Source organism: Novosphingobium sp. (assembly GCF_041915465.1).
Classification (GTDB): domain Bacteria; phylum Pseudomonadota; class Alphaproteobacteria; order Sphingomonadales; family Sphingomonadaceae; genus Novosphingobium.
In genome coordinates this window covers 1-21700 of the sequence record NZ_JAYSBK010000019.1, presented here as the reverse complement: position 1 = coordinate 21700, position 21700 = coordinate 1, and the positions used below count along the sequence as shown (strand labels likewise).

The 21700-nt window shown below is 65.9% G+C and carries 28 protein-coding genes; 17 read left to right on the top strand and 11 right to left on the bottom strand.

Translation table 11 applies throughout. From position 1 onward, the window contains the following. Positions 1-5 precede the first annotated feature (5 nt). The 3 genes from ACE3SN_RS05510 to ACE3SN_RS05500 are packed head-to-tail and all read right to left on the bottom strand — an operon-like array spanning position 6 to position 2433. Positions 6-338 (bottom strand): 2Fe-2S iron-sulfur cluster-binding protein, encoded by a 333-nt coding sequence (locus ACE3SN_RS05510; protein ID WP_374528255.1) that lies wholly within the window; start codon positions 336-338, stop codon positions 6-8. Next, complete coding sequence (locus ACE3SN_RS05505; protein ID WP_374528253.1) at positions 338-1405, bottom strand: cysteine desulfurase family protein; 1068 nt, start codon at positions 1403-1405, stop codon at positions 338-340. The genes ACE3SN_RS05510 and ACE3SN_RS05505 overlap by 1 nt, the downstream gene beginning before the upstream one ends. Next, the gene (locus ACE3SN_RS05500; RefSeq protein ID WP_374528251.1) at positions 1402-2433 is read right to left on the bottom strand and encodes a cysteine desulfurase family protein; all 1032 of its coding nucleotides are present in this window, start codon (positions 2431-2433) and stop codon (positions 1402-1404) included. Before ACE3SN_RS05500 ends, ACE3SN_RS05505 begins: the two co-directional genes overlap by 4 nt. Before the next feature lie 134 nt (positions 2434-2567). Here ACE3SN_RS05500 and ACE3SN_RS05495 point away from each other — a divergent pair, with 134 nt between their 5' ends. Next, positions 2568-3224: an alpha/beta hydrolase gene (locus ACE3SN_RS05495; RefSeq protein WP_374528249.1), complete on the top strand. Its 657-nt coding sequence runs from the start codon at positions 2568-2570 to the stop codon at positions 3222-3224. 3 nt (positions 3225-3227) lie between these two features. On the opposite strand, the gene ACE3SN_RS05490 is transcribed toward ACE3SN_RS05495, so the two are convergent. Then, positions 3228-3425, bottom strand: coding sequence for a hypothetical protein (locus ACE3SN_RS05490; RefSeq protein WP_374528247.1), 198 nt, complete (start codon positions 3423-3425; stop codon positions 3228-3230). 77 nt (positions 3426-3502) lie between these two features. Here ACE3SN_RS05490 and ACE3SN_RS05485 point away from each other — a divergent pair, with 77 nt between their 5' ends. Next, complete coding sequence (locus tag ACE3SN_RS05485; protein WP_374528246.1) at positions 3503-5350, top strand: DUF885 family protein; 1848 nt, start codon at positions 3503-3505, stop codon at positions 5348-5350. Here the strand turns inward: ACE3SN_RS05485 and ACE3SN_RS05480 are convergent, their stop codons facing one another. Beyond that, the gene (locus tag ACE3SN_RS05480) at positions 5351-5722 is read right to left on the bottom strand and encodes a hypothetical protein (RefSeq protein ID WP_374528244.1); all 372 of its coding nucleotides are present in this window, start codon (positions 5720-5722) and stop codon (positions 5351-5353) included. Positions 5723-5781: 59 nt separating this feature from the next. Continuing rightward, the gene (locus ACE3SN_RS05475) at positions 5782-6222 is read right to left on the bottom strand and encodes a hypothetical protein (RefSeq protein ID WP_374528242.1); all 441 of its coding nucleotides are present in this window, start codon (positions 6220-6222) and stop codon (positions 5782-5784) included. Between the two features lie 157 nt (positions 6223-6379). On the opposite strand from ACE3SN_RS05475, the gene ACE3SN_RS05470 reads away from it, so the two are divergent. From ACE3SN_RS05470 to ACE3SN_RS05435, 8 genes are all read left to right on the top strand, one after another. Then, positions 6380-7138, top strand: a complete 759-nt coding sequence (locus ACE3SN_RS05470) for a response regulator transcription factor (protein WP_374528240.1) — start codon at positions 6380-6382, stop codon at positions 7136-7138. Between the two features lie 23 nt (positions 7139-7161). After that, complete coding sequence (locus ACE3SN_RS05465; RefSeq protein WP_374528238.1) at positions 7162-8748, top strand: stimulus-sensing domain-containing protein; 1587 nt, start codon at positions 7162-7164, stop codon at positions 8746-8748. After that, positions 8745-9161 (top strand): HPr kinase/phosphorylase, encoded by a 417-nt coding sequence (locus ACE3SN_RS05460; RefSeq protein WP_374528236.1) that lies wholly within the window; start codon positions 8745-8747, stop codon positions 9159-9161. The genes ACE3SN_RS05465 and ACE3SN_RS05460 overlap by 4 nt, the downstream gene beginning before the upstream one ends. 77 nt (positions 9162-9238) lie before the next feature. After that, on the top strand, positions 9239-10159 hold the full coding sequence (rapZ, locus tag ACE3SN_RS05455; protein WP_374528234.1) for an RNase adapter RapZ: 921 nt from the start codon (positions 9239-9241) through the stop codon (positions 10157-10159). Positions 10160-10259: 100 nt separating this feature from the next. After that, positions 10260-10664, top strand: a complete 405-nt coding sequence (locus ACE3SN_RS05450; RefSeq protein ID WP_374528232.1) for a PTS sugar transporter subunit IIA — start codon at positions 10260-10262, stop codon at positions 10662-10664. Between the two features lie 39 nt (positions 10665-10703). Continuing rightward, complete coding sequence (locus tag ACE3SN_RS05445; RefSeq protein WP_374528230.1) at positions 10704-10982, top strand: HPr family phosphocarrier protein; 279 nt, start codon at positions 10704-10706, stop codon at positions 10980-10982. A 7-nt stretch (positions 10983-10989) separates the two neighbouring features. Further along, positions 10990-11790 (top strand): TrmH family RNA methyltransferase, encoded by an 801-nt coding sequence (locus ACE3SN_RS05440; protein ID WP_374528228.1) that lies wholly within the window; start codon positions 10990-10992, stop codon positions 11788-11790. A 44-nt stretch (positions 11791-11834) separates the two neighbouring features. Next, positions 11835-12227, top strand: a complete 393-nt coding sequence (locus ACE3SN_RS05435; protein ID WP_374528226.1) for an META domain-containing protein — start codon at positions 11835-11837, stop codon at positions 12225-12227. A gap of 4 nt (positions 12228-12231) precedes the next feature. On the opposite strand, the gene rmuC is transcribed toward ACE3SN_RS05435, so the two are convergent. From rmuC to recR, 3 genes are read right to left on the bottom strand one after another with little or no spacing between them, the layout of a single operon-like run. Next, positions 12232-13632, bottom strand: a complete 1401-nt coding sequence (rmuC, locus tag ACE3SN_RS05430; RefSeq protein ID WP_374528225.1) for a DNA recombination protein RmuC — start codon at positions 13630-13632, stop codon at positions 12232-12234. 41 nt (positions 13633-13673) lie between these two features. After that, entirely contained in the window at positions 13674-14243 is a 570-nt protein-coding gene (gene def / locus ACE3SN_RS05425) for a peptide deformylase (RefSeq protein WP_374528223.1), read from the bottom strand. 31 nt (positions 14244-14274) lie between these two features. Then, a complete protein-coding gene (recR, locus tag ACE3SN_RS05420) occupies positions 14275-14871 on the bottom strand; it encodes a recombination mediator RecR (protein WP_374528221.1) in 597 nt (198 codons plus the stop codon). Between the two features lie 42 nt (positions 14872-14913). Between recR and fmt the strand changes: the two genes are divergently transcribed. The 3 genes from fmt to ACE3SN_RS05405 are packed head-to-tail and all read left to right on the top strand — an operon-like array spanning position 14914 to position 17725. Beyond that, positions 14914-15819 (top strand): methionyl-tRNA formyltransferase, encoded by a 906-nt coding sequence (fmt, locus tag ACE3SN_RS05415; protein WP_374528219.1) that lies wholly within the window; start codon positions 14914-14916, stop codon positions 15817-15819. Then, positions 15816-16562 carry a tRNA pseudouridine(38-40) synthase TruA gene (gene truA / locus ACE3SN_RS05410; RefSeq protein ID WP_374528217.1) on the top strand — a complete coding sequence of 249 codons (747 nt, stop codon included), beginning with the start codon at positions 15816-15818 and terminating at the stop codon, positions 16560-16562. The genes fmt and truA overlap by 4 nt, the downstream gene beginning before the upstream one ends. Before the next feature lie 56 nt (positions 16563-16618). Further along, positions 16619-17725, top strand: coding sequence for a zinc-binding dehydrogenase (locus ACE3SN_RS05405; RefSeq protein ID WP_374528215.1), 1107 nt, complete (start codon positions 16619-16621; stop codon positions 17723-17725). A 102-nt stretch (positions 17726-17827) separates the two neighbouring features. Here the strand turns inward: ACE3SN_RS05405 and cobS are convergent, their stop codons facing one another. After that, positions 17828-18817, bottom strand: coding sequence for a cobaltochelatase subunit CobS (gene cobS / locus ACE3SN_RS05400; protein WP_374528213.1), 990 nt, complete (start codon positions 18815-18817; stop codon positions 17828-17830). A gap of 81 nt (positions 18818-18898) precedes the next feature. Here cobS and ACE3SN_RS05395 point away from each other — a divergent pair, with 81 nt between their 5' ends. From ACE3SN_RS05395 to ACE3SN_RS05385, 3 genes are read left to right on the top strand one after another with little or no spacing between them, the layout of a single operon-like run. Then, positions 18899-19537 (top strand): glutathione S-transferase family protein, encoded by a 639-nt coding sequence (locus ACE3SN_RS05395; protein WP_374528211.1) that lies wholly within the window; start codon positions 18899-18901, stop codon positions 19535-19537. Between the two features lie 43 nt (positions 19538-19580). Continuing rightward, positions 19581-20231, top strand: a complete 651-nt coding sequence (locus tag ACE3SN_RS05390) for a glutathione S-transferase family protein (RefSeq protein WP_374528209.1) — start codon at positions 19581-19583, stop codon at positions 20229-20231. A 26-nt stretch (positions 20232-20257) separates the two neighbouring features. Further along, positions 20258-20710: an SRPBCC domain-containing protein gene (locus tag ACE3SN_RS05385; RefSeq protein WP_374528207.1), complete on the top strand. Its 453-nt coding sequence runs from the start codon at positions 20258-20260 to the stop codon at positions 20708-20710. Positions 20711-20712: 2 nt separating this feature from the next. On the opposite strand, the gene ACE3SN_RS05380 is transcribed toward ACE3SN_RS05385, so the two are convergent. Then, complete coding sequence (locus ACE3SN_RS05380) at positions 20713-21291, bottom strand: J domain-containing protein (RefSeq protein ID WP_374528206.1); 579 nt, start codon at positions 21289-21291, stop codon at positions 20713-20715. 75 nt (positions 21292-21366) lie between these two features. Between ACE3SN_RS05380 and ACE3SN_RS05375 the strand changes: the two genes are divergently transcribed. Beyond that, positions 21367-21639, top strand: coding sequence for a BolA family protein (locus ACE3SN_RS05375; protein ID WP_374528204.1), 273 nt, complete (start codon positions 21367-21369; stop codon positions 21637-21639). Positions 21640-21700: the final 61 nt, after the last annotated feature.

The following is a 21700-nucleotide window of genomic DNA, read 5'->3' as shown; positions in this document are numbered from 1 at the left end:
TGCGCTCAGCGGCGCTGCATATCGCGGCTTTCGCCCGGTATCCGCACTTCGAGCCCATCGAGCGCAGCAGTCAGGGTGATCTGGCAGGCAAGCCGGCTGGTCCGCGCGACCCCGGCGGCCAGATCGAGCATGTCTTCCTCGTCCTCGCTCGCGGGGGGCAGCTTGTCGAACCAGTCCCTCGCCACGATCACATGGCAGGTCGAACAGGCCATCTGCCCTTCGCAGGTCCCTTCCAGCGGCATGTCGGCGTGCTGGCCAACTTCGAGCAGGGAAACGCCTTCCGCGCCCTCGGCCTCAACCTTGTTGCCCTCTGCCGTAATGAAAGTGACCTTGACCATCAGCACCCCTGTTCACGCGCAGCAACGTCGAGCGCGGCGCACGCCTCGACCAGCTGGTCAGTAACGGTAAAGCGACCGAATCCCAAGCGAATCGCGCTCTTGGCCTGCGCATTGGTGAGGCCAATGGCCGAAAGCACGTGGCTGGGCCGGCCCGATCCGCTGGCGCAGGCCGATCCGGCCGAGAACATGATGCCCCTGCACTCGCTCATCAGGCGGTTCACGTCGAGACCGTCCAGCCGCAGGTTGAGGTTGCCCTTCCAGCGAGCCTCGGCGCTGCCATTCAGCGTCCAGCGCGCCAGCACGCCGCGCGCCGCGTCCCACAGTGCCGCAACATGGGCAGCATCTTCCTCGCATCGCCGCGCCGCGACCGCAGCCGCCGCACCGAAGCCGGCGCACAGCGCGGGCGAGAGCGTGCCCGAACGCAACCCTGCCTCTTGACCGCCGCCGTGGATCAACGGCTTCAAGTCCACCCCATCGCGCACCCACAGCGCGCCAATCCCCTTGGGGCCATAGAGCTTGTGCGCCGAAATCGCGATCAGGTCCGCACCCGCCGGAGCGGCGAGCTTGCCCGTGCCTTGCACCGCATCGCACAGAAACAGCGCACCCGCCGCCCTGGCCCTTGCCGCCAGCGCATCGACCGGCTGGATCGTGCCGATCTCGTTGTTGACCTGCATCACCGCGACAAGCTGGGTTCCTGCGGCAAACTCCGCGTCAGGAGCGACCAGACCAGCGTGGTCCACCGGCAATTCCTGCAGCTCGCAGCAGGCCCGTGCCGTATCGAGCACGGCGGCATGTTCGATTGCCGACACCGCCACCTTGCGCGCACCGCTACCTTGAATGGCGAGGTTGAGCGCCTCGGTTGCCGAGCCGGTGAACACCACGCGCCCGCCCGGCGGCAACAATGCCGCTACCTGTTCGCGAGCCACTTCGACCGCAGCCTTGGCCGCGCGGCCCATGCGGTGCGGGCTGTGCGGGTTGGCAAAGCCATCATCCGCCAGCCACGGCTCCATCGCGGCGCGGGCTTCGGGCGCGAGCGGCGTGGTCGCCTGATAATCGAGGTAGATCACGCCCCCGCCACCTCGCGCCAGGCGGCAATGAAGCGCTCGATCTCGTCGCGGGTCGTTTCCCGCCCGATCGACACGCGGATCACTTCGCCGGGATGGGGATAGCCCATCGCCTGCAGCACGTGGCTGGTCTTGAGCGAACCCGACGAGCAGGCACTGCCTGCCGACACCGCGATCCCCATTCCGTCAAACCGGATCAACTGGGCATTGGCCGACTTGCCGGGCATCCGGTAGGACGCGATCGAGGGCACGCGCGCGGTTTCCTCGGCCAGCGATTCCCCGCCCGCCGCCATGATCGCATCGTCAAGCAGGTGGCGCAGTTCCACCGCCGTCTCAAGCCAATTCCGCTCCGCCTCCAGCGCGGCAGCCATGGCCATCGCGCCCGGCAGGTTCTCGGTCCCGCCGCGATAGCCGCGCTCCTGCCCGCCGGTCGGGCGCAGCAAGGCCCAGTCCCGCACCAGCAGCGCCCCGATCCCGATCGGACCGCCGAACTTGTGCGCCGAAATCGCCACCAAATCGGCCTCGGGCGTCAGCAGCTTGCCCGCCCCTTGCGCGTCATCGACCAACAACAGCCCGCCCGCTTCGTGTACCGCCTCGGCAATGCGGTAGAGCGGCTGCATAACGCCCGTTTCGCTGTTGGCCTGCTGCACCGCGACCAGCCCGGGCAGCGCGCAGTCTTCCGCGCTGACCAGCCCCAGCCGGTCCACCGGCAGCCGCGCGGCATCGCCCGCATGGCGCAGCACCGCCTCGTGCTCGACCGCGCTGACAGCGGCCAGCGGCTGGACGCAGCGCGTGATCGCCAGCGCCAGCGCCTCGCTCGCGCCGCTGGTGAACACCACTTCGCCCTGCCAATCGAACGCCGCCTTCACTCTCGCACGCGCATCTTCCAGCGCGGCGCGCGCGGCGCGACCGGGCTTGTGCGGGCTCGATGGATTGGCCCAGATCGCGAAACCTTCCAGCATCGCCTCGCGCGCGGCGGGCAGCAGCGGGGTCGTCGCGGCATAGTCTAGATAGAGGGAATCGGCGGTCATGCTCGCAAACATTGCTTTTGGGTCATCGGTTTCTATATAGCGCCTCGTTCCCGATCACAGCCCCAACCGGACTGGCCAGGCGCTTTCTTGCGCCCGCCGCGAGTGGGGCGCTGACAAGAAGCAGGTACGCCGACATGCCTTCCGTCATTTTCCCCGGTCCCGAAGGTCGCCTCGAAGGGCGCTTCCAGCCCGCCACTCGCGCCCGCGCGCCTGTCGCGATGATCCTGCATCCGCACCCCCAGGCCGGCGGCACGATGAACGACCGCATCACCCAGGCGATGTACAAGACCTTTGTCGCGCGCGGCTTTGCCACGTTGCGCTTCAACTTCCGCGGCGTCGGCCGCAGCCAGGGCAGCTTCGACAACGGAATCGGCGAACTTTCCGATGCCGCCGCCGCGCTCGATTGGGTGCAGTCGATCCATCCCGAAGCCAGCACCACCTGGATCGCGGGTTATTCGTTCGGCGCGCTGATCGGCATGCAGCTGCTGATGCGCCGCCCGGAAATCCGCGGCTTCATCTCGGTCGCTCCGCCGGCCAACATGTACGATTTCAGCTTCCTCGCGCCGTGCCCGTCCTCGGGCATCATCGTGCAGGGCGCGGGCGATACCGTGGTGACCCCCAGCGCCGTGCAGAAGCTGGTCGACAAGCTGCGCACGCAAAAGCACATCACGATCCATCACGAGGAAATCCCCCGTGCGAACCATTTCTTCGAGAACGAAATGGACGATCTGATGCGCTCAGTCGACAACTACCTCGAAATGCGCCTCGCGCCGGACTGCCCGATCCGCTGATCGCTATTTAAGCTCGGTGGCGCGCGGCGCAGCCTCCCCACCGAGCGGCACCACCCAGATCGCGACATTGGCGGCAAGCACCACCGCCATGGCGAGCATCAGCGCGATCTGCTTGCGCGATCCGCCGCGCCGCCACAACGCAATGGCGCCCCAGACAAGGGCAATCGTGGCCAGCACAAGGATCGAAAGTATGGTGTCCATGCACCTCGACTAGCACTGGCCAAGTTGCAGGTCGAACGGGATTTGACACGCCCTTGCCGCGCTTTAAGTCTAAGCGCATGAGCACCCTCCCCATTTCCCGCCGTCAGACCCTCGCCCTGCTGGGCGCGGGCACCGCCACCCTCGCGCTTGAAGCCTGCGCGAAGCATCCTGCCCTTGCCGCGATCGCGCCGCCCGCCCCGCAAGACGCAGCCGCATTCCTCGACAAGCTGGCCTGGCAGATGCTTGACCTTGCGCCCGAAGGAGCCACCGGCCTAGGCATCGACACCGGCGATCATGCCGCTCTGCGCAGCTGCCTTGGCGATCGCAGCGCCGCTGGCCAGGAAAAGGTTGCCACGCTGCTGCGCTCTGCCTTGAAGCAGGCCGAGCCGATCGACCAGTCCCGGCTCGATGCCGCTACCCAGACCAGCCTTGCCGTGGTCAAGAGCGCGTTCTCGGTCTCGCTCGACGGTTTCGCCCAGCCCTATGGCGACGTCGCGGTCGGCGGCTGGCGCAACACGCCCTATACCGTGATCCAGAACGTCGGCGCCTATCTCGACATTCCGCGTTTTCTCGATGCCGATCACCCGGTCAAGGACGCCGCCGATGCCGAGGCCTATCTTGCCCGGCTCGAACAGTTCCCCGCCGCGCTCGACGGGGAAACCGCCCGCATTGCCGACGCCCGCGCCAAGGGCCTGGTGCCGCCCTCCTTCCTGCTCGACAAGACCATTCGCCAGCTGGAAATCGCGCTTGGCGATGCGCAGGGCGGCGGCGATCTGGTCGGCTCGCTGGTCAAGCGCACCGCGCAGATCCCCGGCGAGTGGGACAAGCGCGCCCGCGCGCTGGCGACCGGTCCGGTGGCTGCCGCGCTCACCCGCCAGTTGGCCGAGATCAAGGCCCAGCGCGCCCTCGCGACCGACGATGCCGGCCTGCTGAAGCGCCCGCATGGCGAGGAATTCTATGCCTGGGCCCTGCGCGCCAGCACCACCACGCGCCGCACTCCGGAAGAAGTGCACCAGATGGGCCTGCAGCAACTGGAAGAGCTCCACGCCCGAATGGACCCGATCCTGAAGTCGCTCGGCTATACCAAGGGCACCGTGGGCGAGCGCATGACCGGCCTTGGCCACGATCCGCGCTACCTGTTCCCCGCGAACGACGAGGGCCGCGCCCAGATCATCGCGACGATGCAGGACAGCATCGACTTTATCCGCACCAAGCTCCCGCTGGCCTTTCGCACGCTGGTCAAGGGCAACCTCGAAATTCGCCGCCTGCCCCCGGCCGAGGAAGCGGGCGCACCGGGCGCCTATGGCGGTGCCGGCTCGATCGACGGGACGATTCCCGGCAAGATCTGGATCAACCTGGGCGATACCGGCCGGCACAGCCGCTTCTCGCTGCGCACGCTGGCCTTCCACGAAGGCATTCCGGGCCATGTCTGGCAGGGTGAATATGCCAACCGCCTGCCGCTGATCCGCACGCTGCTGGCCTTCAACGCCTATTCCGAAGGCTGGGCACTTTATGCCGAAACGCTGGGTGACGAGCTGGGCGCATACGAAGGCGATCCGGTCGGCCAGCTGGGCTATCTGCAATCCATCGCGTTTCGCGCCTGCCGCATGGTGGTGGACACCGGCCTTCACGCCAAGGGCTGGAGCCGCGACCAGGCGATCCAGTGGTTTTCAAGCACCAACGGCTCGGGCCTGTCCGAAGTCACGCCGGAGGTGGAGCGCTATTGTTCGTGGCCGGGTCAGGCCTGCGGCTACAAGATGGGCCACAGCGAGATCCTCGCCCAGCGCGCCCGTGCGCAATCGGCGCTCGGCGCCAAATACGACCTGCGCGATTTCAACGATGCGGTGGTGCTGGGCGGCAACGTGCCGCTCGACGTATTGGGCGACAATATCACCCGCTACATCGAGCAGACACTAAAAGCCTGATCAGTTCTTGCCGAACAGGCTGCCAGCGATGCCGGCGATGTCGTTGAGCGGGTTGCCGTCACCGTCGCGGTCGAGCATCGAGGCAATGCCGCCAAGTTGCTGGCTGAGCTGCGGGTTTTCCTTGAGTAGGCCCGACAGCTGACCCAATGCGCCTTCGCCGCCGATCTGGCTGACGATCTGACCGAGCGTGCCGGAATCGATCCCGGTCGCGGCCGAGGCGGATTCAACGGTGTCGCCCGGTTCCGGGTGGGCCTGGCCAAGCGCGGCAATGGCCTTTTCCGCCATCGCCGGGTCGAGCCCGACCTGCTTCGCGATTGAGGAAACGTCGAGATTACCGGCCACCTGGCCGAGGATACCATCAAGCAGACCCATGGATGCGACTCCTGTGTGAAACAGGCCGCAGCATGAGGCCAAACTGTTGCAAGGCAAAGTCAAATTGCGGAGAGGTCGGGCTCCACCCAGCCGCGCCGTGCATCGACCGAGAACAACCGCTCGCGCGAATACATGTGCAGCGGCCAGTCGCGGGGCGCGACCTCGCTGGCCAGCAAGGCGTTGACCTTGGCCAGCAAGCCTTCGGCGGTGCAGCCTTCAAGGAATCGCCGCACACCGATTACGTAAAGCTGGGTCAGGGTCTCGTGATAGCCCTGGGTATCGTCGTTCACGCCGCCGACCGCCAGGTTGTAGGCGCGGATGATGTCGGGCAGATCGCGCTCGGGAACGATGTCGGCGCGCTCAAGTATCAGCCATGCGCAGGCGGCAAGATGCGCCTCGTGGGTCCACTCCGCCTTGGGCAGACTGCGCGCGAGCAGGCCCTCGCCGACATGGCGGATGGCGCCAGCGCTGGCAAACAGGCGAATCGAATGGTCGGGCATCAGAAGTCCTTCAACGGCGCGCTCGTGCGCACCGGACCAAGCCAGCGGCCGATAGGTGGCGCAATGGCCTGCGTCAATTTTTGGACGCTCTTGCCTGTTGCCGGTGCGAGTCAGGGCAATTGCGCCCCATGCGCGAAGCGGCTACCTCCACCCTGCCATGGCCGAAGCTGCTTCCGATCCTGCTGCCACTGCAACAACCGGGGACGCCCGCAAAACCATCGCGCTGGTCGACGATGATCGCAACATCCTGACAACCGTTTCAATCGGACTGCAGGCCGAAGGCTTTGCCACCCGGGTCTACAGTGACGGCGCGACCGCGCTCAGATCGCTACTCGAAAATCCACCCGATCTCGCGGTGTTCGACATCAAGATGCCGCGCATGGATGGGCTCGAACTGCTCAGCAAGCTGCGCGAGAAGTCGGCGCTCCCGGTGATCTTCCTGACCAGCAAGGACGAGGAGCCGGATGAGGCACTGGGCCTGGCGCTCGGCGCTGACGACTACATCACCAAGCCCTTCAGCCAGCGGCTGCTAATTGCCCGGATCAGAGCGATCCTGCGCCGCGCCGAGCTGGTGCGCGGCGAAGTGGTGGCCAGCGCGGACGAGCCGGCCGTCGATGCCATCCGGCGCGGACGGCTGGAAATGGATCCGCCGCGCCATCACGTAACCTGGGATGGCAAGCCGGTTTCGCTGACCGTGACCGAGTTCCTGATCCTCGAAGCGCTGGCAACGCGGCCCTGCGTGATCAAGAGCCGCAACCAGCTGATGGACGCAGCCTACAGCGACGACATCTTCGTCGATGACCGCACGATCGACAGCCACATCAAGCGCCTGCGCCGCAAGTTCCGCGCGGTCGATCCGGAATTTTCGGCCATCGAAACGCTCTACGGCGCGGGCTATTCCTACACCGATGGCTGATCCTGCCGCCCGGCCCAAGGCGAATGCCTGTGGTTAAAAGCAACCCGGTCAGCGAGGTCGCCCGCGAACGCCGCTTCTGGCGTCGCCGCGCCTCGCTCACGGTGCGTATCCTCGTGGTCAACGTGATTGCGCTGGGGCTGATGGCGGGGAGCCTGTTCTACCTCGATTCCTACCGCAAGCAGCTGCTTGAAGAGCGCTTCAAACTTGCCCGCAGCGAGGCGGAAATTACCGCCGACGGGCTTTCGGAAACCCCGGTCAGCGGCCGCCGTGCGCTGCTCGAACGGGTCGGCAACGAGCAAACCCTGCGACTTCGGCTTTACAACGCCAAGGGCGAACTGGTGCTCGACAGTTTCGCCACCGGTGCGCCCTCCTTCACGTTTGTCGACCCCAAGAGCGAGCCCTGGCCGCAAAAGGCCGCACGGATCCTTGATCGCGGGATGAACTGGATGCTCGGCAGCGATCCGATCCCGGCCTATGTCGATCCGCCGGTCGACAGCATCGCCGCCTGGCCCGAGATGGCCCAGGCTGCCGCGCGTGGCGAAACCGTGGTCGTCCAGCGCGCCGCGCCGGATGAAACGCCGGTCATCAACGCCGCCACGCCGGTCGGCGTGCGCGGTGAAATGCTGCTGACCACGCGCAATGCTACCGACATCACCCAGGCGGTGCGCGATGCCCGCCAGACGCTGGCGATTGTCCTGACCATCACCCTGCTGATCTCGATTCAGCTTTCGCTGTTCCTCGCGCGCACCATCGTCCAGCCGCTGCGCACACTGGTGCGTGCGGCGGTGCGCGTGCGCCTTGGCCGCGACCGCGAGGTGGTGGTGCCCCGCCTGCCCGAGCGCGGAGACGAGATCGGCCTGCTGGCCCGCGCCATCTCCGATATGACCACCGCGCTGCGCCAGCGCATCGACGCGGTTGAAACCTTCGCCGCCGACGTCGCGCACGAGATCAAGAACCCGCTGGCCTCGCTGCGCAGCGCCCTGGAATCGCTCGACAAGGTCGATGATCCGACCCTGCGTCACGAACTGGGTGCGATCGCCGCGCACGACGTCCAGCGGATCGACCGACTGGTTACCGAAATCGCCGAGGCAAGCCGGATCGACGCTGAACTGAGCCGCACCGAATTCGTCGCGGTCGACCTCCTCGCGCTGGCCACCACCCTGGTCAAGGCGCGCGACGAACGCGGCGGCAATGGCGACTGCGTCGTCTTTGTGGAGACCGAGGGCGACGGACCATGGGAAGCCCCCGGCGATGCCGCGCGGCTCGAACGCGTGTTGGTCAACCTGCTCGACAACGCCGTCTCGTTCTCGCCCCCGGGCGGAGATGTTACGGTTAGGCTTGAGCGCGGCGAGGACGATCTGCAGCTCTCGGTTTGCGATCAAGGTCCGGGCATCCCTGCCGAAGCGCGCGAAAAAGTCTTTCAGCGCTTCCATTCGGTACGCCCCTCGGGCGAGGCCTTCGGCAGCCATTCCGGGCTGGGACTGGCAATTGCGCGAACCATTGCCGTCGCCCACGGTGGCACGCTCGACGCTTTCGACCGCCCCGATGGCAAATCAGGCGCGCGTCTGGTCCTTACCCTGCCTCTGCCGCGCTCGGAGGACGAGGAATGACCCACCTCTACCAGGCGACTTGCGTTGCGATCCGCGGCCGCGCCGTGTTGATCGAGGGGGAGCCGGGCATGGGCAAGTCAAGCCTGGCACTGGCTCTGATCGACCGGGGGGCGGTGCTGGTCGGCGATGACGGCGTCCTGCTCGAACGCCGCGGCGACCTGCTCCATGCCAGCCCCGCCCCGGCCATTGCCGGTCTGATCGAAGTCCGCAATGTCGGCCTGCTGAGCTATCCGACAGCGGCGCAGGTGCCGGTTGCGCTGGTGCTGCGGCTCGATCCCGCAGCGCCGCGCTTCATCGACGCGGCAGAGCAGGTCGAACGGCTCGGCGTCGTGCTCCCGCAAGTGCGGCTCTGGCCGGACAGCCCGGTCCTGGCCTTGCGCGCCGAGGCTGCACTGGCACGCTGGGCGGCCTGATCCAGACGATGCCATTGCGGCACCGGCTTGTTCCCCCCTTTCATTTCCGCGCAAGCCCTCCCAAATAGGGCGCAGCGATGAGCGAGTCTGACACTCCCGAACCCCGCCAGCGTGTGCTGCTGGTTACCGGCCTGCTCGGCGCGGGCAAGACCACGGCGCTCAAGGTGTTGGAAGACCTTGGCTGGGAAACGATCGACAATTTTCCGATCCGCCTGCTCGACCGCCTGATCGACAGCCCGGATGCGCCGCCCAGCGACATGCGTCCGCCGCTTGCCATCGGGTTCGATTCTCGCACCCGCGGGTTCGATCCGAACAAGGTGATCGAGCGGGTCAAGCGGCTGGTCGAGCGGCCGGATATCGAGCTGACAACTCTGTTCCTCGATTGCGCAGGCGCGGAGCTGGAGCGGCGCTATAATGAAACCCGCCGCCGCCATCCCCTGGCGCAAGACATGCCCGCCGCCAGCGGCATTGCCGCCGAGCGCGAAGTGATGGAACCGCTGCGGCGCTGGGCGGACATCGTGATCTCCACCACCCAGTTCACCTCGAACGATCTTCAGCAGGCAATCCGCGAGCGCTTCATGCCCGATGCACCGCGTGCCCTGACCGTATCGGTCACCAGCTTTGGCTTCGCCCGGGGCATGCCGTCGATTGCCGATCTGGTGTTCGACATGCGGTTTCTGGACAATCCGCACTGGGATCCAGACCTGCGCCCACAGACCGGGCAGGATGCCCCGGTGGGCGACCATATCCGCAAGGATCCCGCCTTTGCGGAGGCCTTTGCGCGGATCCGCGACCTTATTCTGCTGCTGCTGCCGCGCTATCAGGTGCAGGGCAAGGCTTACGTCAACATCGCCTTTGGCTGCACGGGCGGTCGGCATCGCTCTGTTTTTACGGCCGAACAGATCGCCACGGCGCTCCGCGAGGCAGGCTATGCACCCAGTGTTTTTCACCGCAATCTCTCCGCCAGGGCCGCAGATCTGGTCGAAGGAAAGCATTGACGTTGCAGCGCAGCATAGGCATGGCACAGGGTCACTTTTCAGATAGATTTCCCGGATCGGCCAAGGCCACCGGGTCGCAACCGCGGAGCACCCCAGCAGTATGATCGGCTTGATCCTGGTCACGCACGGCAAGCTCGCCGAAGAATTCGTGCATGCGATGCAACACGTGGTTGGCCGGCAGGATGCGGTTGCGACCGTATGCATCGGCCCAAATGACGACATGGAAGCGCGCCGCCGCGAGATTGCCGATGCGGTGAAGGCCGTCGATTCGGGCAGCGGCGTAATCATCCTGACCGACCTGTTCGGGGGTACGCCTTCAAACCTGGCGATTTCGCTGATGGAGGCGGGCAAGGTCGAAGTGATCGCGGGGATCAACCTGCCGATGCTGATTCGCTTGGCCAAGGCGCGCACCTGCATGGATCTGGGGGCCGCGACTTGCGCTGCGCGCGACGCGGGCCGCAATTACATCACGATTGCTTCGGAATTCCTGGGACAAGACGCATAAGCACAAGCTGGAACAGCGCAAAGACGGGTGGGGGAAAGAATGAGCGAGGCACGCGACAGCATCGAAATTGTCAACAACCGGGGGCTCCACGCCCGGGCTAGCGCCAAGTTCGTCAATGCAGTGGCCAAGCTGGGCGACGGGCTGAGCGTTCGGGTCTGCAAGGACGGCGCCGACGCCGCTGGCGGTTCGATCCTTGGTCTGATGATGCTGGGCGCGGCCAAGGGTGACACGATCGAGATCATCGTGGCGGGCGAAGGCGCTGAAACGGCGCTGTGCAAGCTGCGCGGCCTCGTCAAGGACGGCTTCGGCGAGGACTGACGCGCCGATGCGCCGCACCATAACCGGCTTTTCCAATCCCACGGTCAAGCACCTACGCGCGCTGCGCGAGAAGAAGCATCGCAAGGCTGCCGGGCAGTTCCTGGCCGAGGGCCTGCGCCTGCTGACCGACGCGCGCGAAAGCGGCAAGCTGCCGGAAATTCTGGTGATGGCGGCAGGGCGCGATCCCCATCCGCTGCTTGATGCGCTGGAGGCCGATGTGCTGGCAGCCGGGGGCGAAGTGCTGGAGATGAGCGAGGATATTCTCGCCAAGGTGACCGGCAAGGACAATCCGCAGGCCGTGGCCGGCGTGTTCGCCGAATTCGACACCAGCCTTGCCGCGATTGACCGGTCATCCGCGAAGATCTGGCTGGTGGCGCAGGCGCTGCGCGATCCCGGCAACCTTGGCACCATGCTGCGCACCGGCGACGCGGTTGGCGCGGGCGGGCTGATCCTGATCGACGACTGCGCCGATCCCTTTTCGGTCGAGGCCGTGCGCGCTTCGATGGGGGCGGTGTTTACGCAAGCAATCGCCCAGGCGCGGTGGGAGGAATTCCTGCCGTGGTTGCGGGCGGGCGCGGGGCAACTTGTCGCCGCGAGTTTGCGCGATGCCCAGCCTTATCGGGGCGCACCCTATGCCGCCCCCTGCTTCCTGATGGTAGGAAACGAATCGCGCGGGCTACCCGAAGACTACGAGCTGGCCTGCGATCTGCGCGTAACCATGCCAATGAGGGGCCGCGCCGACAGCCTCAACGCCGCCGTGGCGGGAGCCGTGCTGGCCTATGAGGCACTGGCCGCACTTGACGACTGAGCCGTTCAGCGCGTGATAATGCTGGACCTGCAAGGAGTCGCCACATGACCAAGCGAATCGTCCTGTTTGCCCTGCCCTTCCTTGCCGCCTGTGCGACCGCGCAAGGCGCTCCGGCCTCGCTGGGACCAAGCGAGTGGCGCTTTACTCTGATTGACGGGACCAAGCCGGTCTCGGGCGAGGCCAAGCTCACCATTCAGAGTGACCAGATCGGCGCCAACGTTGGCTGCAACGGCATGGGCGGCGACCTCAAGATCGAGGGCAACAAGCTGGTTGTCGGCCCCATGATCTCGACCAAGATGTGGTGCGACGGGGTGATGGACCAGGAAATGGACGTCGAGCAGCTGCTCTCCGCATCGCCCACCTGGCAGCTCACTGGCGGGAAGCTGATCCTGACCAGCCCCAAACACTCGGCCGAACTGGAACCGGCCGAGAAGTAAGGCCCTAGTCTGCCGCCTCGTCGGCAGCCGGAAGCGCAGCCTGATCGCCATAGCGCGGCGCGGCTTCGACCAGCGGCACGTCCTCGATCTCGCGCTTGCCGATCTCGATCCCCTTGTCGCGCAGGCGCTTGCCCGAAGTGATCACGTTGCGCTCAAAGCTGGCGACGAACTTGTTGTAGTTGTTGACCGCGCCTTCAAGGCCCGAGCCAACCCGCTTGAGGTGATCGGCGGCCACCGCGATGCGGTCGTAAAGCTCGCTGCCCATCCGGCCGATTTCCACTGCCTCGCGCGCGAGCTGGTCCTGTTTCCAGACCAGTGCCACGGTCCGCGCGATGGCAACCAGGTTGGTAGGGGTCGCCAGCAAAACCTTGTTGCGGAAAGCAAAATCCCACAATTCCGGATCGTGCTCGAGCGCGGCGGCGACGAAGTGTTCGCCCGGGACGAACATGATCACATAGTCCGGCGCTTCCTCGAACTGGCTCTGATAGCTCTTCGCGCCGAGCGTCTGGACATGGCCGCGCATCGAGCGCGCGTGGAGATCGAGGTGACGCTTGCGCTCCGCCTCGTCATCGGCCTCGAATGCGGCCTGGTAGGCATTGAGCGAGACCTTGGCATCGATCACCAGCTTCTTCTGCCCCGGCACGTGAACGATCGCGTCCGGTCGCAGACGGCCTTCGTCGGTATCGAGCGAATGTTCGAGTTCGAAATCGGTGTGTTCGGAGAGGCCACACTGTTCGAGCACGTTCTGCAAGGCCCGTTCGCCCCAGCGCCCGCGCGCCTTGGGGGCATTGGTGAGCGAATTGCCGAGCCGCTGGGCCTCCTTGCGCACCTGTTCCTGCCCTTCGCGCAGGGACTGGATCAGGCCGGAGAGGTTGCCGAAAGCGTCAACCCGTTCCTTTTCGAGCTTCTGGACCTGCTCCTCATAGCTCTTCAGCCGCTCGCCCACGGGATTGAGCAGGGCCTTGAGCTGCTGCGCGCTCTTTTCCTCGGACTGGGCAAAACGCTCTTGCGCGCGGCTGAGGAAAGCTTCCTGCGCGCGTTCGAGCACCTTGGCCCCGGCGTTTTCGAATTCCTTTTTCAGCCCTTCCTGTGCTTCGAGCAGCAGCCGCTTCTGTTCCTCGAAATGGGCCGCATTGGCGCGCAGAGTGGCGAGTTGAGCCGCCATGGTCTCGCGGCTGGCGCGCAGTTCACCGACTTCGGCAGCGAGGGCATCGGCGCGCTCGGCCCGTTCGCTCGCCCCCGCCAGATCGCGAATCGCGGCCTTGAATTTCTCGTCGAGGTCCTTCGCCGCCGTTTCGGCTTCAGCCAACCGCGCGCGCAGCTCCGTCGCCGGACGCGCGCCAAAGAACCAGCCTGCGGCCAGGCCGGCAAGCAGTGCGACAAAGATCAGAATCTGGCTGTCCATTCCGTCATGCTATACGGAACGGATCAGGAACGCCAGCCCCGTCAGGCAGCCTTGCGCAGCTTTTCCAGCTTCTTGAGCGCCATGTTGCGCTTCAGGCGCGAAAGGTGGTCGATGAACAGGATACCTTCGAGGTGGTCCATCTCGTGCTGCAGGCAGGTTGCCATCAGCCCGTCCATTTCCTCCTCGTGGGTGCTGCCGTCGAGATCCTGCCAGCGCGCGCGGATGCGGGCCGGGCGTTCGACCTCGGCGTAGATTTCCGGCACCGAAAGGCAGCCTTCGGAATAGACCGAGTGGTCTTCCGAGGGATCGAGAATCTCGGGGTTGATGAACACCCGGGGTTCCTTCTTGGTCGGCTGATGGGTGTGGGTGTGGCCGCCATGGGCAGTGCAAACTTCCGGTTCGGCATCCGGATCGTCGGGCTGCAGGTCGATCACCAGCACGCGCTGCGCGACGCCGACCTGGATCGCGGCGAGGCCGATGCCGGGGGCATCGTACATCGTCTCGAACATGTCGGCGACGAGCTGCTTCAGCTCGTCATCGAACTTGGTGACGGGCTCGGACACCACCTTGAGGCGGGGATCGGGAACTTCGATGATTTCGCGGATCGCCATAGCCGCCAGATAAGGGCGCTCAGCGCGAAACTCAACCCACAGGACGCCGCGCCCTGAGTGCCTGGGCCAACGTCCCCTCATCGAGGTAATCGAGCTCGCCGCCCACCGGCAGACCGTGGGCCAGCTGGGTGATGCGCACCGGATAGCCCTCCAGCCGCTCGGCGATGTAGTGGGCGGTGGTCTGCCCTTCGAGCGTGGCGTTCATGGCGAGGACGACCTCGTCGATCCCGCCCTGCGAGACGCGCTCGATCAGGCTGCCGATGGCAAGGTCTTCCGGTCGCACGCCTTCCAGCGCGGAGAGTCGCCCGCCGAGCACATGATAGCGCCCGGTGAACAGCCGCGCACGGTCGAGCGCCCAGAGGTCCGCCACGTCCTCGACCACGCAGAGCGAGCGCTGATCGCGGCGCGGATCGGCGCAGATGCCGCAAGGGTCGCTGGTATCGACATTGCCGCAAGTGCGGCATTCGACCAGCGTTTCGCGCACGGCATCCAATGCTTCGAGCAGGCCGACCAGCGCCGTCTCGCGCCGCTTGATCAGCCACAAAACCGCACGCCGGGCCGAACGCGGCCCAAGCCCCGGCAGGCGCGAAAGCGCAGTGGTCAGCGTCTCGATCTCTTGCGATGCCATGACGCGACGGATAGGGCTTGCCGCCCGACTTAGGAAGCCATCATGCGTGTCATCTTCATGGGTACCCCCGATTTTGCCGTCCCAGCGCTGATCGCGCTGGTCGAGGCGGGGCATGAAGTCGTCTGCGTCTATAGCCAGCCGCCGCGCCCGGCGGGCCGGGGCAAGCAATTGCAGCCCTCCCCCGTCCAGCGCGAGGCTGAGGCGCGCGGGCTGATGGTGCGCCATCCGGTGTCGCTGAAAGGCTCGGAGGAGCAGGCCGAGTTCGCAGCGCTGAACGCCGATGTCGCGGTGGTGGCCGCCTATGGCCTGATCCTGCCGCAGGCGGTGCTGGATGCGCCGAAGCACGGCTGCCTCAACATCCACGCCAGCCTGCTGCCGCGCTGGCGCGGCGCGGCACCGATCCAGCGCGCGATCCTGGCCGGGGACACGGAAACCGGCGTCACCATCATGCAGATGGAGCGCGGGCTTGATACCGGGCCGATGCTGGCCGAGGTCCGCATGGCGGTGGACGGCAAGACCGCGGGCGAACTGACCGCCGAACTGGCCGCGGCTGGCGGGCGGCTGATGGTGGAGGTTCTGGCCGACCTTTCCGCCCACGCCCCGCAGGTCCAGCCGGAAGCGGGCATCACCTATGCCCACAAGATCGACAAGGCCGAAAGCCGGATCGACTGGAGCCGCAGCGCGGCCGAGGTTGAACGTCAGGTCCGCGCTTTTGCCCCCGCCCCCGGCGCGTTCTTCGAACTGGAGGGCGAACGTTACCGCGTGCTTGGCGCCGAAGTGACCGACTGCGCGGGACCGCCGAGCGAAACGCTCGACGATGCGCTGAGCATCGGCTGCGGCAGCGGCGCACTGCGCGTGAAGCTGATCCAGCGCGCCGGCCGCCCGGTGATGGACACGGCTGCGTTCCTGCGCGGCAAAGCGATTCCGGCGGGAACCCGGCTGGGATGACCCGCTTCGCCCTGACCCTCGAATTCGACGGCACGCCGTTCATGGGGCTGCAGCGCCAGTCGCACGGGCCGAGCGTGCAGCAGGCGGTCGAGGACGCCATCCATGCCGTGACCGGCGAGAACGCGGTGATGCACGCCGCCGGGCGGACCGATGCGGGCGTCCATGCGCTCGCCATGCGGGTGCATAGCGACATCGAAAAGCAGATCGAACCGTTCCGGCTGATGGAGGCGCTCAATTATCATCTGCGTCCCGCCCCCGTGGCGGTGCTGGACTGCGCAGTGGTGGCGGATGATTGGCACGCGCGGTTTTCCTGCACGGGGCGCGAATACCTTTACCGGATCGCCAACCGCCGCGCGCCGCTCACACTGGACCTGAACCGTGCGTGGCAGGTGCCGCAGCCGCTCGATGCAGAGGCGATGCACCGCGCGGCGCAGGCGCTGGTCGGGCGGCACGATTTCACCACCTTCCGTTCGGTCCATTGCCAGTCGCAGAGCCCGCTCAAGACGCTCGACCGGCTGGAGGTGGAGCGCGTGGGCGAGGAAGTGCACATTCGCGCCGCCGCGCGTTCATTCCTGCATCACCAGGTGCGCTCGATGGTCGGCTGCCTGGCGCTGGTCGGCATGGGGCGTTGGCGCGAGACCCAGATTGGTGAGGCGCTCGCCGCGCGCGACCGGCAAGCGCTCGGTCTCAATGCGCCGAGCGAAGGGCTTTATTTCGTGAAGGCTCTTTACCCCGGCGAATGAGCGCCTAGGTTGCAATTCGCAACGCCAATCGGCGGATACGTTCCGGGAGACAATCGATGACTTTCACTGGCAAGCAGCTCACCACCCAACTCGATGCGGATGGCACCCTGACGCTTCAGCTCAACGACAAGACCTGGGACGCGCCGAAGCCCGGCCAGGTGCTGATCAAGGTGGAAGCCACCCCGATCAACCCGTCGGACCTTGGCCTGCTGTTCGCCTCGGCCGATACCGACAATGCGGTCTATTCGCCGGGCAAGATCGTGGCCAAGATGCCCGACAACGCCACCCGCGCGATGAAGGCGCGCCATGGCCTGGCCATGCCGGCAGGCAACGAAGCGGCCGGGATCGTGGTCGCCGCCGGTGAAGGCACCGAACACATGCTGGGCAAGCGCATCGCCTGCGTGCCGGGCACGGCCTATGCCGACTATGCCTATGCCGACCTCACCATGGCCTTTGCCGTGGACGACAGCGTCAGCGCCGAACAGGCGGCCTCTTCCTTCGTCAATCCGATGACCGCACTGGGCTTTACCGAGACGATGAAGCTGGAAGGCTTCACGGGGCTGGTCCACGCCGCTGCCGCATCGAACCTTGGGCAGATGCTGGTCAAGATCTGCCTTGAGGACAACATCCCGCTGGTCAACATCGTGCGCAGCGAAGCGCAGGTGAAGCTGCTCAAGGATCTCGGCGCAACCCACGTGCTCAACATGACCGACGCCGACTTCATGCCCAAGCTGATCGACGCGATTGCCGAGACCAAGGCGATGATCGGGTTCGACCCAATCGGCGGCGGCACGCTGGCGGGCCAGATCCTGACCGCGATGGAAGCCGCCGCCAGCCGCGGCGCCGCGTTCAGCCGCTATGGCTCGTCCGAGCCCAAGAAGGTCAACATTTACGGCGCGCTCGATATCGGGCCGACGATCCTTAACCGCGCCTTCGGCCTGACCTGGGACCTGTCCGGCTGGCTGCTCACCCCGTTCATGATGAAGGCCGGCGCGGAAGTGGTCGGCCGGATGCGCGCGCGGGTGATGAAGGATCTGACGACGACCTTCGCCAGCCACTACAAGGCCAAGGTCAGCCTTGAAGGGATGCTGAGCAAGGAAGCGGTCAGCGAATACAACGCGCGGCGCACCGGCGAAAAGTATCTGGTGGTGCCAGAACGCTAAGGCCCATCAACCCACCCCCAACCCCTCCCGCCTGCGGGAGGGGAGTGAGACTTGCCGGGCCGGAAGGCCGGGCTAGTCGCAGCGGGGTGGGCCGTAGTCGGACTACGCCTTGGCGACCACGCTTTCGGGCAGTTCGGTGCCGAACACGCGCTGATAGTATTCTGCCACCAGCATCCGCTCGGTCTCGTCACACTTGTTGAGGAACGAGAGGCGGAAGGCAAAGCCCGGATCCTTGAAGATCGCGGTGTTCTGCGCCCAGGTGATGACGGTGCGCGGGCTCATCACGGTGCTGATGTCGCCGTTGATGAAGCCCTGACGGGTCAGATCGGCAACCTTGACCATGTTGGCAACCACGTCGGCGGCCATGTCGGTGACCTTCTTGAGCACGATCTCGCTCTCCACCGCAGCGGGCAGATAGTTGAGCGCGACGACGATGTTCCAGCGGTCCATCTGCGCCTGGTTGATCGCCTGGGTGCCGTGATAGAGCCCGCTGGTATCGCCCAGACCCACGGTGTTGGCCGTGGCGAACAGGCGGAACCACTTGTTGGGGCGGATCACGCGGTTCTGGTCCAGCAGGGTCAGCTTGCCTTCGGTTTCCAGCACGCGCTGGATCACGAACATCACGTCCGGGCGGCCGGCATCATATTCGTCGAACACCAGCGCGACCGGGTGCTGGAGCGCCCAGGGCAGCAGACCTTCGCGGAATTCGGTCACCTGCAGGCCATCGCGCAGCACGATCGCATCGCGGCCGATCAGGTCGATGCGGCTGATGTGCGCATCGAGGTTGATGCGCATGCACGGCCAGTTGAGGCGGGCCGCGACCTGTTCGATGTGGGTCGACTTGCCGGTGCCGTGATAGCCCTGCACGATCACGCGGCGATTGAAGGCAAAGCCCGCCAGGATCGCCAGCGTGGTGTCGGGATCGAACACATAGGCATCGTCAATGTCGGGCACGCGTTCATCGGCCACGCTGAAGGCGGGAACCTTCATGTCGATATCGATGCCGAACATCTCGCGCACGTCGATCTCGCGATCGGGCGCCTCAAGGATGGTCTGGCCAGCAGTGTCGAGCAGGGAGCTATTATTGGTCATCGCGCCTTCGCCTATACGCGCGCGCGGCGTGCTGCAATAAGCTTTGCGTTGCAAATTACGACTCGTCGGGAGAATCTTGAAATGAAGCTGTTCGGCTTTCCGCTTTCGCCCTTTGTCCGCAAGGTCAGCCTGGTTGCTGCTGAAAAGGGCATCGCGATGGAACCCGTTGCGGTGAACCCGCGCAATCCATCGCCCGAATTCATGGCGGCCAGCCCGTTCCGCAAGATTCCCGCGCTGCAGGACGGGGATTTCTCGCTGTCCGATTCGACTGCGATCGTCACCTACCTCGACGCGCTCCACCCCGCCCCGGCCATGTTGCCAGGCGATGCCCGCGCCCAGGGCCGCGCGATCTGGTTCGAGGAGTTCGCCGATACCATCATGGCGGCATCCGGCGGCAAGGTGGTGTTCAACCGGTTCGTTGCCCCCAAGGTAATCGGGATGCCCGGTGACGAGGAAGTCGCCGCAGCCGGTGTGGCCGAAATGGGGCCGATCATGGACTATTTCGAGACCCAGGCTCCTGCCGAGGGCTGGCTGGTTGGCGAATTCAGCATTGGTGACATCTCGGTCGCCTCGATGCTGCGAACCCTCGGCTATGTCGGGCTGGAACCCGATGCCGCCACGCACCCGCGCTCAGCCGCATGGTACGGCCGGGTCAAGGCCCGCGCTGCGTGGGCAAGCGTGGCCGAGGCCGAAGCCAAGGCGCTGACGCCCTTCGTTTGAACCACCAGAGGGGATGGCCGCGCCGTCCAGGAGGACTGACCCCGTGCTTGCACTCTACGGCCATCCCTTTTCGTCCTATACCTGGAAGGCGAAGATCGCGCTCTACGCGAACGCGAACCCCTTCGAGCAGCGCATGGTCGACCCCGAACATGCCGATCACGCCGCCTTCGTTGCCCACGCCAGCCCGCTCGGCAAGTTCCCGGTACTCGTCGATGGCGACCGCACGCTGTTCGAGGCGACGGTCATCATCGAATATCTCGCGCTGCACCATCCCGGCCCCGCTGAACTGTTGCCGACTGATCCTGACCGAGCGCTTGAGACGAGGATGATCGACCGGGTGTTCGACAATTACGTCATGGCGCCGATGCAGGCCATCGTCGCCGAGCATATCCGCTCGCCTGGAATGCCCAATCCGGTCACCGAAGGCCATGCACGGGGCGAACTGGACCGCGCCTATCGCTGGGTCGATGCCTGGCTGGGCCGGCGCGCGGAGGCGGATGCGATCACGCTGATCGAATGCGCCGCGGCCCCGGCCCTGTTCTACGCCGACTGGGTCTATCCGATCCCGATGGAACTGGACCGCCTCAGGCAATGGCGCGCGCACTTGCTGGCCCTGCCCGAGGTTGCCCGTTGCATCGACGAAGCGCGGCCCTATCGTGCCTATTTCCCGCTCGGCGCCCCAACGCGGGACTGAGCCACAGATACTGGATTGGATGCCCGATGTACGAACTGTCCGTAACCCGCCTGATCGACGCCCCGCCCGCAACGGTGTGGGACGTGCTGACCAACCGCATTCCGGAATGGTGGTGCCCCCAGCCCTGGCGCGCGGAAGTGGCCAGAATGGATCGCCAGGCCGGCGGCCAGTCGGAAATCGTCATGTACGGCCCTGATGGCGAAGTGAACAGGCATCCCGGCTTCATCCTCGCCTGGGACGAGGGCCGCCGCTTTGCCGTGACCGACGCGATCGAGGGCGATCTGCAGCCTTCCGGACCGTTCATGATCGGGATCTGGGAAATTGCGCCCGAGGACGACGGTACGCGCTATACGGGCCGCGCGCGCCACTGGTCACCGGAAAGCCATGCCCACCACCGCGACATGGGCTTCGAGCAGGGCTGGGGCATGGTCGCCGACCAGTTGAAGGCGCTGTGCGAGGCGGTCAAACACTCGGACTAAAGTCAGGCAAAGGCCGCCGCCTTGCGCAGCAGCTGATAGGCCTCGATCACTGCCTGGAGCCGCTTTTCGCTTGAGCGGTCACCGCCGTTGCGATCCGGATGAAGCGCGTGGACCAGCTCGGTATAGCGCTGACGCAAGGCCTTGCGGTCGGCGTCGAGCGGCAGGTTCAGCACCTCCAGCGCGCGGCGCTCGTCCGGCGTCACCGCGCGGCCGTCCTTGCGCTCGGCCGGGCGGCGCATCCGCGCACGGCTGCTGATTGCCTCGAGCGGATCCTTGAAATCGGCCCAGCGCGGGGCGCTATCGATCCCGGCGGTGGGAGAAAAGGCGCGGGTTTCGCGCTCCCAGCCGTGGATCGGAGATTGCGCCCGCATGATCTCTTCCGGGGTCATGCCCTCGAACCAGTCATACCCGGCGTTGAACTGGCGGATGTGATCGAGGCAGAACCAGCGGTAATCGCCCGGCCCGTCGAAGCTGGACGAGCGCGGCCCGGGCGCGCGAAATTCGCCGACCTCGGTGCAGCCCGGCGCATCGCACCGGCGGCCCGAACCGCCGACGCGGCCATGAAATCGATCCTGCCTCACTGTTCCTCGATTATTGCGTGCCACGGGGCTACCTGAACGCTTCCACATGGCGATTGATGCGTTAGAAGGGAAGGCATGAAAGGCCCCATCGCTCTTGAAATCGAAGCGCTGCTCAGCGCCGCCTTCGCTCCCGCCGCCGTTACGGTAATCAACGACAGCGACCGCCACCACGGCCATGCGGGACACGATGGATCGGGCGAATCGCACTTCACGGTGGAGATGGAGAGTCCGGCCTTTGCCGGCAAATCCCGCCTCGAACGCCAGCGCATGGTGATCCGCGCGCTGGGCGACATTCCAGGCCAACGGGTCCACGCGCTCGCAATCAAGGCGCGCGCACCGGGAGAATGACCATGGGCATCACGACCACGATCCAGCCGGTCAGCCATGATCTTGGCGCATTTACCGTGCG

Coding starts and splice junctions, on each gene's coding strand:
- ACE3SN_RS05510 (WP_374528255.1), bottom strand. CDS start 338: ATGGTCAAGGTCACTTTCATTACGGCAGAGGGCAACAAGGTTGAGGCC.
- ACE3SN_RS05500 (WP_374528251.1), bottom strand. CDS start 2,433: ATGACCGCCGATTCCCTCTATCTAGACTATGCCGCGACGACCCCGCTG.
- ACE3SN_RS05495 (WP_374528249.1), top strand. CDS start 2,568: ATGCCTTCCGTCATTTTCCCCGGTCCCGAAGGTCGCCTCGAAGGGCGC.
- ACE3SN_RS05490 (WP_374528247.1), bottom strand. CDS start 3,425: ATGGACACCATACTTTCGATCCTTGTGCTGGCCACGATTGCCCTTGTC.
- ACE3SN_RS05485 (WP_374528246.1), top strand. CDS start 3,503: ATGAGCACCCTCCCCATTTCCCGCCGTCAGACCCTCGCCCTGCTGGGC.
- ACE3SN_RS05480 (WP_374528244.1), bottom strand. CDS start 5,722: ATGGGTCTGCTTGATGGTATCCTCGGCCAGGTGGCCGGTAATCTCGAC.
- ACE3SN_RS05475 (WP_374528242.1), bottom strand. CDS start 6,222: ATGCCCGACCATTCGATTCGCCTGTTTGCCAGCGCTGGCGCCATCCGC.
- ACE3SN_RS05470 (WP_374528240.1), top strand. CDS start 6,380: ATGGCCGAAGCTGCTTCCGATCCTGCTGCCACTGCAACAACCGGGGAC.
- ACE3SN_RS05465 (WP_374528238.1), top strand. CDS start 7,162: ATGCCTGTGGTTAAAAGCAACCCGGTCAGCGAGGTCGCCCGCGAACGC.
- ACE3SN_RS05460 (WP_374528236.1), top strand. CDS start 8,745: ATGACCCACCTCTACCAGGCGACTTGCGTTGCGATCCGCGGCCGCGCC.
- rapZ (WP_374528234.1), top strand. CDS start 9,239: ATGAGCGAGTCTGACACTCCCGAACCCCGCCAGCGTGTGCTGCTGGTT.
- ACE3SN_RS05450 (WP_374528232.1), top strand. CDS start 10,260: ATGATCGGCTTGATCCTGGTCACGCACGGCAAGCTCGCCGAAGAATTC.
- ACE3SN_RS05445 (WP_374528230.1), top strand. CDS start 10,704: ATGAGCGAGGCACGCGACAGCATCGAAATTGTCAACAACCGGGGGCTC.
- ACE3SN_RS05440 (WP_374528228.1), top strand. CDS start 10,990: ATGCGCCGCACCATAACCGGCTTTTCCAATCCCACGGTCAAGCACCTA.
- ACE3SN_RS05435 (WP_374528226.1), top strand. CDS start 11,835: ATGACCAAGCGAATCGTCCTGTTTGCCCTGCCCTTCCTTGCCGCCTGT.
- rmuC (WP_374528225.1), bottom strand. CDS start 13,632: ATGGACAGCCAGATTCTGATCTTTGTCGCACTGCTTGCCGGCCTGGCC.
- def (WP_374528223.1), bottom strand. CDS start 14,243: ATGGCGATCCGCGAAATCATCGAAGTTCCCGATCCCCGCCTCAAGGTG.
- recR (WP_374528221.1), bottom strand. CDS start 14,871: ATGGCATCGCAAGAGATCGAGACGCTGACCACTGCGCTTTCGCGCCTG.
- fmt (WP_374528219.1), top strand. CDS start 14,914: ATGCGTGTCATCTTCATGGGTACCCCCGATTTTGCCGTCCCAGCGCTG.
- truA (WP_374528217.1), top strand. CDS start 15,816: ATGACCCGCTTCGCCCTGACCCTCGAATTCGACGGCACGCCGTTCATG.
- ACE3SN_RS05405 (WP_374528215.1), top strand. CDS start 16,619: ATGACTTTCACTGGCAAGCAGCTCACCACCCAACTCGATGCGGATGGC.
- cobS (WP_374528213.1), bottom strand. CDS start 18,817: ATGACCAATAATAGCTCCCTGCTCGACACTGCTGGCCAGACCATCCTT.
- ACE3SN_RS05395 (WP_374528211.1), top strand. CDS start 18,899: ATGAAGCTGTTCGGCTTTCCGCTTTCGCCCTTTGTCCGCAAGGTCAGC.
- ACE3SN_RS05385 (WP_374528207.1), top strand. CDS start 20,258: ATGTACGAACTGTCCGTAACCCGCCTGATCGACGCCCCGCCCGCAACG.
- ACE3SN_RS05375 (WP_374528204.1), top strand. CDS start 21,367: ATGAAAGGCCCCATCGCTCTTGAAATCGAAGCGCTGCTCAGCGCCGCC.